At 45.0% G+C, this 12,452-nt stretch carries 8 protein-coding genes and 1 tRNA gene; 7 read left to right on the top strand and 2 right to left on the bottom strand.

The window, feature by feature from the left end:
• From Q7J63_RS10245 to Q7J63_RS10235, 3 genes are all read left to right on the top strand, one after another.
• Window positions 1-203, top strand: a 203-nt coding sequence (locus Q7J63_RS10245) for a hypothetical protein (RefSeq protein ID WP_304885885.1), incomplete at its 5' end; no start/stop codon positions are given.
• A gap of 837 nt (window positions 204-1,040) precedes the next feature.
• A complete protein-coding gene (locus Q7J63_RS10240) occupies window positions 1,041-1,613 on the top strand; it encodes a DUF4256 domain-containing protein (protein ID WP_304885883.1) in 573 nt (190 codons plus the stop codon).
• Window positions 1,614-2,024: 411 nt separating this feature from the next.
• A complete protein-coding gene (locus Q7J63_RS10235; protein ID WP_304885881.1) occupies window positions 2,025-3,113 on the top strand; it encodes an AI-2E family transporter in 1,089 nt (362 codons plus the stop codon).
• A 28-nt stretch (window positions 3,114-3,141) separates the two neighbouring features.
• Here the strand turns inward: Q7J63_RS10235 and Q7J63_RS10230 are convergent.
• Window positions 3,142-3,224: transfer RNA gene (locus Q7J63_RS10230), tRNA-Leu, on the bottom strand.
• Window positions 3,225-3,822: 598 nt separating this feature from the next.
• Here Q7J63_RS10230 and Q7J63_RS10225 point away from each other — a divergent pair.
• From Q7J63_RS10225 to Q7J63_RS10210, 4 genes are all read left to right on the top strand, one after another.
• Window positions 3,823-5,130, top strand: coding sequence for an alginate export family protein (locus Q7J63_RS10225; protein WP_304885879.1), 1,308 nt, complete (start codon window positions 3,823-3,825; stop codon window positions 5,128-5,130).
• Window positions 5,131-5,201: 71 nt separating this feature from the next.
• Window positions 5,202-6,563 carry an MFS transporter gene (locus Q7J63_RS10220; RefSeq protein ID WP_019600633.1) on the top strand — a complete coding sequence of 454 codons (1,362 nt, stop codon included), beginning with the start codon at window positions 5,202-5,204 and terminating at the stop codon, window positions 6,561-6,563.
• 38 nt (window positions 6,564-6,601) lie between these two features.
• Complete coding sequence (locus Q7J63_RS10215) at window positions 6,602-10,111, top strand: nitrate reductase (protein WP_304885877.1); 3,510 nt, start codon at window positions 6,602-6,604, stop codon at window positions 10,109-10,111.
• Window positions 10,112-10,138: 27 nt separating this feature from the next.
• A complete protein-coding gene (locus Q7J63_RS10210; protein ID WP_304885876.1) occupies window positions 10,139-11,620 on the top strand; it encodes a rubredoxin in 1,482 nt (493 codons plus the stop codon).
• Window positions 11,621-12,349: 729 nt separating this feature from the next.
• Here Q7J63_RS10210 and Q7J63_RS10205 read toward each other — a convergent pair.
• Window positions 12,350-12,442 carry a hypothetical protein gene (locus tag Q7J63_RS10205; protein ID WP_370691888.1) on the bottom strand — a complete coding sequence of 31 codons (93 nt, stop codon included), beginning with the start codon at window positions 12,440-12,442 and terminating at the stop codon, window positions 12,350-12,352.
• Window positions 12,443-12,452 lie beyond the last annotated feature (10 nt).

Here is a 12,452-nt window from a genome sequence, read left to right as displayed (position 1 = left end):
TGATTTTGGTTCTTTGTCACTTTTGGCTTAGCCCAAAAGTAACCAAAAGGCCAAGAAATTGGAATCCTCCTCCGCCCTTGGCCCACGCCGGCTCGGTCCAATTTCCTCCTCCCCACGTCCGAGGGAAGTTTAGTGGTAATTTCACACCCCTGGCCTCTCTCCCCACAGACCACTCCTTGCCGTTCAATATCCACGAAGCCTGAAGGGCTTCAACCTTGAATAGCCGCGGGTGGAACCCGTGGGAATTGGAATGTCGTGGTTGTTTGTCTTTGGCTAAAGAAAATGATTGAATCCCGAAGGTTTTTCGCCAAAGCAGGTGGATGACATTGATCGCAATTTTTCTTCCTTTGTCCCTTTTTGCTTGATCAAAAAGGAACCAAAAAATCAATGCTGATATCTCTTCTTCAAATTGGGGCGGGTGTTTTTCACAATATTGATTTTCTTCCAATTTGATTTTTGTCTGGCTTCTGAGAGCTAAAAATGAGTGGATCTCACTCGGTGAACCTTCGTGAGCTAACTCATTTTTTTCACGCTCTCCGAATCCTGCCAAAAACCGCAGATATATAGGCCGCCCATTCCTCCGGAGGAAGTTCGGTTTCAGAATATCGTTTCCTCCATTACTCCCCTATTTGCCTGCTCCGGCCCGGTCAAATTTCCTCCTACACACGACCGAAAGATGTTTGGTGGAGAGAATTGCAAATCCTGATTATCTGGGTTACTAGATTGCAAATCTCGACCAGCAAGTAATTCACAATACCCTTTTCCAATTATCTACGCCTTTTTCAATACTTCCCAAATGGAATTCTTTATCAAAGTGCTCCTCACGAAAAAGGGCAGCGCCCTGACATCATTTTATCCATGGGTTTCAACCCTTGGATAAAATGATGTAGAGTGGTCCATCTTCTTTGGCTACGAAAATGATTGACTCCCGAAGATTTTTCGCCAAAGCAGGTTTTGACAGGAGTGGTGATTTTGAATTCTTTCCCAATGGTAAGGAAACATGAAGTACTTATATTTGGCTAAGGAAAAGAATTAAAACCATGAAAATCGAAAAAAAGGAATTGTCACCAGAACAAATGAAAGCCTTGCTTCAAACATTGAAAAGCCGCTTCGAGAAAAATAGGGACCGGCACAAAGGTCTTGACTGGGCCATGGTACAGGAAAAACTGAAGGGCGAGCATTCTGCACAAAAGCTGTGGTCGCTCCATGAAATGGAAGAGACAGGTGGGGAGCCCGATGTGGTCGGTGTTGACAAAAATACGGGTGAATTCATTTTTTTTGATTGTTCGCCGGAAAGTCCAAAGGGCCGAAGGAGTGTTTGTTATGATCGGGAGGGATTGGAGTCCAGGAAGGAACATCCTCCGAAAAACAGCGCTTTGGATATGGCAACTGAAATGGGCATTGAACTGCTGTCGGAAGAGGAGTACCGGATGCTTCAGACTTTGGGGAACTTCGACGCGAAAACCTCAAGTTGGGTAAAAACCCCATCCGATATCAGAGCGCTTGGAGGAGCGCTATTTGGCGATTTCCGCTACGGGCATGTCTTCTTCTACCATAATGGCGCCCAATCCTATTATGCAGCTAGGGCATTTCGGGGTGCATTGAAGGTCTGATTCTGACCCTATGTTTTCAACATAAGGTTTTTGGGCAAAGGTTTATGCTGTGCCGATGGTGCTTGTATCGAGGGCGTGTCGCCTATATTCCCCAATGAATTGTGGGTTAAGAATTTGGTCAAGCCTACGGCTTTTCTGAGTTTGGAGTCTTTTTTGGCAATCGCGTAGCGATGATAGAAATCTTAACCGGGGATATCCATCTCCGGAAAAATGGCTGGTTTTTTTGGAATCCCATCGGGATGGGACAAAGATTTTTCCTTCAGCATTCAATTTTTCAACCCCAGACAATCCAAGAATCTGGACCGTCAAACCATTTTCAGCAGGTATCAAAAAATAATATTTGGCTTCGGCCTGAATGGGACCTATGCGTTTGTTTTATTTTTGTAACTTGATTTATCAAAAAAAACCGATATGGACAAAACCCTTGAAGGTATCCAAAAGATTGCGTATGCGCTCGTCATCTTCGTTTTTTCCATCATCATTCTTTACAATGGTGCCTTTATCATCGTGCCGCTGGTTTGGGGAATGTTTTTTGCCTTTTCGCTCTACCCCCTCACCAATTGGCTGGAGGAAAGAAGAATCCCCAGAGCACTGTCGATCCTGCTGGGCATCCTCATCGTTTTGGTGGTTGCATTGGGGATTATCTACCTGCTTTTCAATCAGATGCTTGCACTCTTGGCAGACATTCCTGAGATCGGGGAAAAGTTGACCCAAAAAGTAGATCTATACCTGACGGATCTCCAGTTGCTCTTCGGGATCGATTTTGGGTTCGAAGATGAAAAATGGAGTATTTCCAATCTGTTTTCCGGAGAAATGCTCAACAGCACCCTTTTTTCCACCGGGAAATCGCTCACCCTAGCCGCGATCATTCCGCTTTACATTTTCCTGTTGTTGTATTACAAGGATTTTTTCATTGAGTTTTTATTCAAGGTTTCCAACAAAAGCAATTCCCAAATATTGGCCTGGTCAGCCGATTCAGGCAAAGTGATCCAGGGCTATTTGATTGGGATCGTAAAAGTGACTTCCATCGTCGCCATCCTTTCAGGAATATTCTTTTATTTTTTGGGTGTCAAGTATTACCTGCTGTTCGCTGCATGGATCGCCTTTATGAACCTGATCCCCTACATCGGCGTGATCGTAAGTTCCGCATTGGTGATTTTGTATGTTTTCCTGACCACGGATACTTTTATCTATCCACTGATTACCCTGGCTGTGCTTTGGGGAATCCAAGTCGTCGAAAACAATCTCATCACCCCATGGGTCGTAGGGTCAAAAGTGAATGTCAATGCCTTTGTGGTGATCTTGGCAATTTTGATGGGAGGAGGACTTTGGGGTATTTCGGGAATGGTGCTGTTTATCCCCATCACAGGCATCCTGAAAATCACCTTTGACCGCATCGATGGCCTCAAGCCCTACGGTTTTTTGATGGGGGACAATATCGTGGTGACGGAAAAGAATGAAAATCTTTGGCGGATTTTCCGGAAAAAATACTGGAAATGAAAAAGCAGACCCGAAAGTCTGCTTTTTGTGCGCACGAGAAGACTCGAACTTCCACACCCAGAGGGCGCTGCCTCCTGAAGACAGTGCGTCTACCAATTTCGCCACGTGCGCAAGCGGATGCAAAGGTGTAGAATAAAACCTTTCAAGGCAAGTCGGTTTTCCAAAAAGCACCAAATTCCTTTTTTTCTACTATCAGCTGCCAACTCTCCAATTTCATCACGAATCAAACCCGACTCATGGACTATTTTTTAAACCCATTTTCCAAGCTCCTTCATGGCAACAATAATCGGATAAGCCTTTAACCCATTTTATGCATTACGAACTCCATTTAATATTTTAATTTACTGATCATCAAATATTTGTATACTATTTTTGACTTCACCCTATTGGAGTAAGGAATTAGTCTCCCAATAGTCTGATTTTCCTGCAGTTTCGATCTCATTTGGAAACGGAATGCATATTTCCATCTAACTTAATCAAGTTAGATGCTTTACGTTACTTTTTCGATGTCTTAGAATTCGGGTTTAATAAACTTTTTCACTACTTAGAAAATACGTAATTATTTAATTTAAATTACGTAAAAATACGTATTAATTAAAATAATTAATATATTGCATTCGGAATAAGCATCGGCCTATTTCGACCCAAAGTATCCCTGATCAGCATTAAAACTTCAATAAATCAGTTATTTACAACTATTGAATCGGTTATGAGGACTTCATCTAAAGCAAAAATCGGGATTATTGTACTGGTTTCTCTATTACGTATGAATTTTGCATTTGCGCAGTTTTCATTGAGTGGGGAAATCAGACCTAGGGCAGAATTAAGGCATGGCTTCAAAGCGCCTTTATCGGAAGGAGCAAGCCCTGCATTTTTTATCGAGCAAAGATCCCGAATCAATTTTAGTTACAAAATGGAGGCGCTGACATTTCATCTTTCGGCCCAGGATGTCCGAATATGGGGGAATACGGCTCAGATTTATAAAACAGATCCGGCATTGACCAATCTGTATGAAGCTTGGGCAGCATATCAGATCTCTTTACCGCTATCCATAAAAATTGGCCGGCAGGCATTGGATTATGACAATGCTAGATTCCTCGGAGATCTGGATTGGGCCCAGCAGGGGAGAAGCCACGATTTGGTCTTGTTGAAGTTTCAGGATTCCCTGGGTACACAAGTACATCTGGGCGCAGCTTTCAACCAGAATGTGCCTTTTGAGCCGGGAAAACTCACGGGTACGCATTACGAAGACTTGGACAATTACAAGGCCATGCAGTTTTTATGGTTTCACAAAAAAATGAAATCCTCCAAATTTTCGGCATTGCTCCTGAACGATGGCCGGCAAAAATTGAACGTCAATCCCGAGGAAACCACCGTATACTTTCGGCAAACCTATGGGTTTATCGGGAGCAAAAAACTATTGACCCGCTTAGACGGTGAAATGGAAATTTATCATCAAGGTGGAAAGGATCCAGTGGGAAAAAAGGTCTCTGCATGGTTGTATTCCGGAAGCCTAACCTACAATACCGGTTTCATTCCCCTGACTTTTGGTTACGATTACTTAAGTGGAACCGGGCAAGGCACCACCCAAAACAATTCTTTCAATCCCCTCTATGGGACCAATCACAAATTTTATGGACTCATGGATTATTTCTATGTAGGCAATAACCATGGGCAGGGAGGGAGAACAACGGGATTGAATGATTTCTTCTTCAAAACCAATATTCCCCTCAACCCAAAAAACAAACTTCTCCTTCATTTTCACCATTTCAGTTCCCCGGAGCTAGTGTATGGCGATGCGGAATTGACGCTTTCACAATCACAGCATCTCGGGAAGGAAATTGATTTGGTTTGGAATGCACAGCTCAGCAAGGAGGTGGCTTTCACACTTGGCTATTCCCAAATGTTCGCCACTTCGTCCCTTTCTGCACTCAAAGGAGGCGGTCAACCTGCCGGACTCCAATATTGGGCATGGGCGATGATAGCGGTGAAGCCTGATTTTCTCGGAAAAAAATAAACAATCAAACCCAAAACCCCGACCCAAAATAACCACCTCTTTTCATTTCTCTTACCAAAACCTGTTTTGTCATGAAAAATCAAATTAAAAAAGCAACATCCATCAATCTGCTGAATTTCAAAACTCCTCAAATGCGTGCCTTTCATCTATCTTGGTTGGCTTTTTTCCTCTGCTTCTTCGGATGGTTTGGGATTGCACCCTTGATGGCGGTGGTCCGTGAAGAATTGGAACTGACCAAATCCCAGATCGGGAATATCATCATCTCCTCTGTGGCCATTACCGTGATTGCACGTTTGTTTATTGGTTGGCTTTGTGATCGGATTGGTCCCCGAATCACTTACACCTATTTGTTGATTATCGGCGCTTTTCCGGTGATGTTGATCGGTTTGAGCAATAGTTATGAGTCCTTTCTGATATTCAGGTTGGCGATCGGAGCGATTGGTGCTTCATTCGTGATCACCCAATACCATACCTCAATGATGTTTGCACCGAATGTGGTGGGGACAGCGAATGCGACTTCCGCAGGCTGGGGAAACCTGGGTGGAGGGGTGACACAGATGGTCATGCCGATGATTTTTGCCATGTTTGTTGGGCTTGGCTTTTTGGACAAAGACGCTTGGAGATATGCGATGGTCGTACCTGGTTTGGCCATGGTCATCTGTGGCATTCTCTACTATCGACTCACCACGGATTTTCCCGAAGGAAATCTAAAAGACTTACTCAAAACGGATCCATCATTCCTGAAAAAGAAAAATGACAGCAAAGGAGCCTTTAAAGCTGCACTGAAAGACAAAAGAGTCTGGGCACTTTTCATGATTTACGGCGCTTGCTTTGGCGTGGAATTGACCATCAATAACATCGCCGCCATTTATTACCATGATTTCTTCAAACTGGATTTGAAGACTGCGGGATTGATTGCGGGTCTATTTGGCCTGATGAATATTTTCGCAAGATCCATGGGTGGATTTTTTGGGGACAGAGCGGGTATCAAATGGGGATTGAAAGGTCGGGTGTATCTGATGGGAGGAATTTTGTTTTTTGAAGGATTGGCCCTGATGCTTTTTTCCCAAATGACCTTTTTGCCCTTTGCCATAGCAAGCATGATCGTCTTCAGTCTCTTCGTCCAAATGGCCGAAGGTGCCACCTACTCTGTGGTCCCTTTCGTGAATAAAAAAGCCATAGGCATAGTTTCCGGAATTGTGGGGGCAGGTGGAAATGCCGGCGCAGTGATGGCGGGTTTCCTCTTCAAAATGGAGAATGTATCCTATTCAGAAGGATTGGCAATCCTCGGGGTTTGTGTGACGGTGGTCAGTGGGCTATCGCTTTTGGTCAGGTTTTCCGAAAAGGATGAGAAAATCGCTGAACTGGAATTGCAAAATTCCCTGGATGAAAAGTCCCTGGAATTGGTCCCTGTATATGAAATGGAGAAATAGGAGGAATTCAAGCTTGACTTTCACGCATACAAATTGTTATGAAACCGGAACAATCAAAAAGTACATGTTCATATTGTGGAGTAGGATGTGGGATCATTGTACAGCAAGATAAAAAGGGCAAGATCAAAGTAAAAGGAGACCCCGATCATCCGGTCAACAAAGGATTGCTTTGTGCCAAGGGAATGAACCTTCACTATGTGGTGGAAGACAGATCCGATCGCCTGCTCTATCCACAGATGCGCCGCGGAAAAGGGCATCCCTTGGAGAGGGTGGATTGGGATACCGCGATGTCCAGGGCAGCCGCAGTTTTCAAATCCATTATCCAAAAATTCGGCCCGGATTCAGTCGGTTTCTATGTGTCGGGACAATGCCTGACAGAGGAATATTACCTTGTCAACAAGCTGGCAAAGGGTTACCTCAAAACCAATAACATCGACACCAATTCCAGGCTCTGCATGAGTTCAGCCGTCATGGGGTATATCCAAACACTTGGAGAAGATACCGTGCCCGTGTCTTATGAAGATATCGAAATTGCAGATTGTTTTTTGGTGGCCGGCGCCAATCCCGCCTGGTGCCATCCGATCATCTGGAGAAGAATAGAAAAACACAAAGAACTAAATCCGGGGACCAAGATCATTGTGGTAGATCCACGAGTTACCCAAACCTGTGACTTGGCAGATTTGCATCTCCAGATTTTTCCGGGGACGGATGTGGTCTTGTATCAGGCGATGGGAAGATGCCTGATCGAAAGTGGGGACATTGACCTGCACTTTATCCAAAACCATACCGATGGATTTGAGGCTTACCAGAATGTCGTCATGCAAAAAAGCCTTGAAGAATCGGCTTTGATTTGTGGTGTGTCTGTTTCGGATATACAATTGGCTTCCAGTTATATAGGTGAGTCCAAAGGATTTTTAACTTTATGGGCGATGGGCCTTAACCAAAGTGCCGATGGAGTGAACAAGAACCTGGCTTTGATTGACCTGAACCTGATCACCGGACATATCGGGAAGCCGGGATCGGGGCCGCTCTCTCTCACAGGACAACCCAATGCCATGGGAGGCAGGGAAGTGGGGGGCATGGCAACTTTACTTTCCGCCCACAGAAAATTGGACAATCCCGAGCACCGAAAAGAGGTGGCCGATTTCTGGGGAATCGAAGAGTTGCCGGATAAGCCGGGTCTTACGGCCACGCAGATGATAAGCGCTTTGGAGGAGGGGACGTTGAAGGCCATTTGGATCATTTGCACCAATCCCATGGTGAGTTTGCCGGATTCCAAAAGAGTGGAAGAGGCCATGAAAAAGGCCCGATTTGTCGTGGTGCAGGATATTTCGTCTAAAACGGCAGGAATTCCCTTCGCAGATTTGGTTTTGCCTGCGGCAGGATGGGCGGAGAAAGAGGGGACCATGACCAATTCCGAAAGGAGAATCAGTCACCTGAGCAAGATCCTGAACCCTCCTGGAGAAGCATTGCCCGATGCGGAGATTTTGATCAAATTCGCCAATAAAATGGGTTTTTCGGGATTCGATTTTCCCGATGCAGCAGCCGTATTTAAGGAGCATGCCGCTTTGACCAAAGGGACCAACATCGATATTTCCGCATTGGATTATGGGATTTTGAAAGAAAGGGGATCCGTGCAGTGGCCATTTGTTTCCACTGATCAGCCGCCTTCCGTGAGACTGTTTACCGACAAGAAATTCCCCACTCCCAATGGACGGGCACAGATCAGGATTTCAGGTGCTCAAAACCAACATGAGGCCACTGATCCGGATTTCCCACTGATTTTGACCACAGGAAGGATCAGGGACCAATGGCATACCATGACCCGAACGGGCAAGGTCAGCAAATTGATGAAACATATTGACACTCCATTTCTGGAAATCCATCCCCATGATGCAAAGCAAAGAGGAATTGCCGAAGGCGATACAGTAGTGGTCAAGGGGAGAAGGGGAGAAGTGAGGATCCACGCCAAATTCTCTGACAAAATCCGTGTGGGAGTGGTGTTTCTGCCCATGCATTGGGGTAAAATTCTGGAGAATGATTTTGCCCGAACCAACAACATCACGGGCAATGCCATTGACCCGGTTTCCAAGCAACCCGATTTCAAATATTCGGTTGTGGAGGTGGCCAAATTCAGTAAACCCAAAGAAAAAATCATCGTGATCGGCGCGGGTGCAGCATCTTACCGCTTTATCCAAACCTATAGAGAGCTGAATGACCTGGATGAAATTCACGTTTTTTCCCAGGAAAAATATCCTTTTTACAACCGGGTACTTTTGCCGGACTATGTCAACCAGCACAAAACCTGGGAAGATCTCCAAAAATTCAAGGCGGGTGAAATGGAGTTGATGGACATGCACCTGTACTTGGAAAACGGGATCGAGGCCATCGACAAGCTCAACAAAACCGTGACGGATCAAAAAGGCAGGGTGCATCATTATGACCAGCTGATCATGGCCACGGGAAGCAGGGCCTTTGTGCCAAACGATGCGCCAATGTATCTGCCGGGGGTTTTCACGATGAGAAACCGACAAAATGCGGATGCTTTGGTCGATTACCTTGGGGGAAATGGACATGTCCTTATTGTCGGTGGGGGATTGCTCGGGTTGGAATTGGCGGCATCGCTTCGGGAAATTTCCATTGAGGTGACCGTGATTCAATTGGCTTCCCGATTGATGGAAAGGCAGTTGGATCCCGTGGCCAGCGCGCTGCTCAGAGAGAAAATCGAGGAAATGGGAGTGCAGCTTTATTTGAATAACCAGGTCAACCAGTTGGAACAAAAGCCAGGGGAGCAGGGCATGAAAGTTCACTTGAAAAGTGGGATTTCATTGGATGTCAATGCTGTCGTATATGCCATCGGAACCCGGCCGAATGCTGAATTGGCAAAATCAGCGGGTTTGAACTGTGGCATGGGTGTCAGGGTCAACGATTATTTGCAGACGAGTGACCCCTGTATTTTTGCCATGGGGGAAATCGCCGAACACCGCCAAAAACTAAATGGAATCACGGCAGCGGCAGAGCAGCAAGCGGATGTGGCCGCACGGTTTATCAATGGGGACTTGCTCAGTATTTACAAAGGGACCGTTTCCATGAACATCCTGAAATTTGCAGACCTGGATCTTTGTTCCCTCGGAATCCCCGAAATCCCGGTCAATGCCGAAGGGTACGAAGAAATCCTGCTCATCGATACTGCCCAAACCTACTATAAAAAGTGCATCGTTTATCAAGACAAATTGGTCGGTGCCATCCTGATGGGGGACAAATCAGAATTCGCCGAATTTAAAATCCTGATCGAGGATAAAATCGAATTGTCCGAAAAAAGGCAAGAACTGCTCCGAGGCAAATCCGACAAGGAGGCGCTCTTGGGTGAAACAGTCTGCTCCTGCGGCGGTGTGGGCACAGGGAATTTAGAAAACGCCATTGGTTCCGGGGCAACTGATTTCAGGCAATTGTGCCAGATTACGGGTGCTGGCTTGGGCTGCGGGAGCTGTAAACCCGAGATCAGGAATATATTGAAGCAATTCAGTAAATTGCCTGTCATTGCATAAGTTTCTTTCCATAATCCAAAAACGAAGATGAGTATAAGGTTCAAATCGGCTGACGTCATGGGAACAAAAGCGGTATCCACCAAGGAGAAAAAATCCGATTTGGTCAGGGTTTTTGTGAAAGGAGGAATCATCTCTCCGGGAGATTTCCAGAAAATCATTCAAACCGCCAATGAGCTGGGTGCCAATTTTGTCCACTTGGGCTCCAGGCAGGACATTCTATTTTCCTTGAAGGACAAAAACCTGGAAATCCTGGAGAAAACCTTTGATTCCATCCAGACGGCTTATGATACGGATGGAGAGGAATTTCAGAATATTGTCAGTTCATACACGGCCCTGGATGTGATGCCGACCACCCATTGGTTGGCTTCCCACATTTACCATTATATTCTGGATACATTTGATTACAAACCCAAGCTAAAAATCAACATTACCGATCCTGTCCAAAACCTGGTTCCGCTCTTTACGGGCAATATCAATTTTGTGGCTTCTTCCCATGAAAATTATTGGTACGTGTATTTGCGTTTTTCACAGATTGACACCAAACCTTGGTGTGCGCCAGAATTGGTTTTTGGCTATGACTTGGCCAAATTGGCAAAACAAATTGAAGCGCTTGATCCGCAAAATGGCCAACTTACCCATTCGGAGATCTTCCGGAAAGCAAGGGAAGGCTTGACCATCAATACCCAAAATCTGGATCAGGAATTGACTTATCCCGAAGCGACATCCCCCTACTATGAAGGGATGAACAGGATCACAGGAGGAAAGTATTGGCTGGGGCTATATTGGAGGAACAACAAGTTTACGATCAATTTTTTGAAAGCCCTGTGTGAATTGTGTTTGAAAACGAACATTGGAAAGTTGAGCATCACCCCATGGAAATCCTTGATCGTAAGGGGAATCGCTGAAAAGGACCGCTTGAGTTGGGAGAAATTGCTGGGCAAATTCGGTATCAATATCCGCCACAGTTCTTTGGAACTCAATTGGCATTTGCCTGTGCTGGATGAGGAAGCGCTGGACATCAAAAATTACCTAGTCAGGGCCCTGGACAAGCAGGACATCAGTACCTATGGACTTTCTTTTTCCATAAAAATCAGGAACATGGTGCTGTTTACATCCATAGTGATTGAAAAAAACACCCAGGCCAAGGAGAAGGATCCCGATTCCTTCAATATTCTCTACTCAAAGGATTTCAATCCCAATCTTTCAGAATATTATTATTTCGTCAAAAATGTTGCTTTGGAAACCATTCCATCATTGTTGATTGAGTTGAGTTACAAATACTATGATCAATTGGATGTTCGAAAAACCGGAGACCCTAAAGAAAATGCCGAGGAGGTCAACCCCGGTCAAACCAGAAAATACCAATGTTCAAGTTGTCTGACGATTTATGACGAAAGTATCGGGGATCCGTCTTCGGATATCACCGCAGGAACTGCATTTCTCAAATTGCCCGCAGACTACAGTTGCCCAGTCTGTGAAAGCCCCAAGTCCGCCTATCGGCTGATTTAAAATATGCCGCTCTACCGAGTCACTTTGTCAATGTTCTGAAGGCAAATTGATTCGACTTTGCGAGAGATTATTTTAACACAGAGGGCGCGAAGGGTCTCATGAAGGCCGCAAAGGTTTTTTTTGGTTTTAAAAATCGGTTGGTTTTTAGAGGATTTAAGGTTTCTTCTTTGCGTTTTCTACGAAAAACTCGGCGGGCTTTGCGAGAGATTATTTAAACGCAGAGAGCGCCAAGTATCTCGGGAAGGTCTCAAAGGTTTTTTTTGGTTTTGAAAATCGGTTGGTTTTCGGAAGATTTGGGAGGATGTATTTTTTTCTTTGCGTTCTCCGCGAAAAACTCTGCGGACTTTGCGATAGAAGTTTAACGCAGAGAGCGCCAAGTGTCTCGGGAAGGTCGCATAGGTTTTTTTGGTGGCTTTGAAAATCGGTTTGTTTTCGGAAGATTTGGGAGGATGTATTTTTTTCTTTGCGGTCTCCGCGAAAAACTCCGCGGACTTTGCGATAGAAGTTTAACGCAGAGAGCGCCAAGTGTCTCGGGAAGGCCGCAAAGGTTTTTTTTGGTTTTGAAAATTGGTTTGTTTTCAGAAGATGAGGGGGAATCCTTGTTTTTTCTTTGCGTTCTCTGCGAAAACCTCTGCGGGCTTTGCGAGAAATGTTTGTCCATAGGTTTTATGTTGTTTCAATGAATTTTTGTAGAAACACTTTCCGCGTTTTTCAGAGAAATTGTTGTGGTTAAAGGTTGTTTGCATACCTGTGGAGGCCATCCTTCAGCATCACGACATTGAAATTAATTAGAAGACCTAATTTCAACTTTGAAAGCCGCAAATAGGTCAGA

It is taken from the genome of Rhodonellum sp., assembly GCF_030656585.1.
Classification (GTDB): Bacteria; Bacteroidota; Bacteroidia; order Cytophagales; family Cyclobacteriaceae; genus Rhodonellum; species Rhodonellum psychrophilum.
This window is presented reverse-complemented; position numbering and strand designations above follow the sequence as displayed.

What these genes read in the sequence shown, in the direction of transcription:
- Q7J63_RS10240 (WP_304885883.1), top strand. Translation starts at nt 1,041, where the DNA reads ATGAAAATCGAAAAAAAGGAATTGTCACCAGAACAAATGAAAGCCTTG.
- Q7J63_RS10235 (WP_304885881.1), top strand. Translation starts at nt 2,025, where the DNA reads ATGGACAAAACCCTTGAAGGTATCCAAAAGATTGCGTATGCGCTCGTC.
- Q7J63_RS10225 (WP_304885879.1), top strand. Translation starts at nt 3,823, where the DNA reads ATGAGGACTTCATCTAAAGCAAAAATCGGGATTATTGTACTGGTTTCT.
- Q7J63_RS10220 (WP_019600633.1), top strand. Translation starts at nt 5,202, where the DNA reads ATGAAAAATCAAATTAAAAAAGCAACATCCATCAATCTGCTGAATTTC.
- Q7J63_RS10215 (WP_304885877.1), top strand. Translation starts at nt 6,602, where the DNA reads ATGAAACCGGAACAATCAAAAAGTACATGTTCATATTGTGGAGTAGGA.
- Q7J63_RS10210 (WP_304885876.1), top strand. Translation starts at nt 10,139, where the DNA reads ATGAGTATAAGGTTCAAATCGGCTGACGTCATGGGAACAAAAGCGGTA.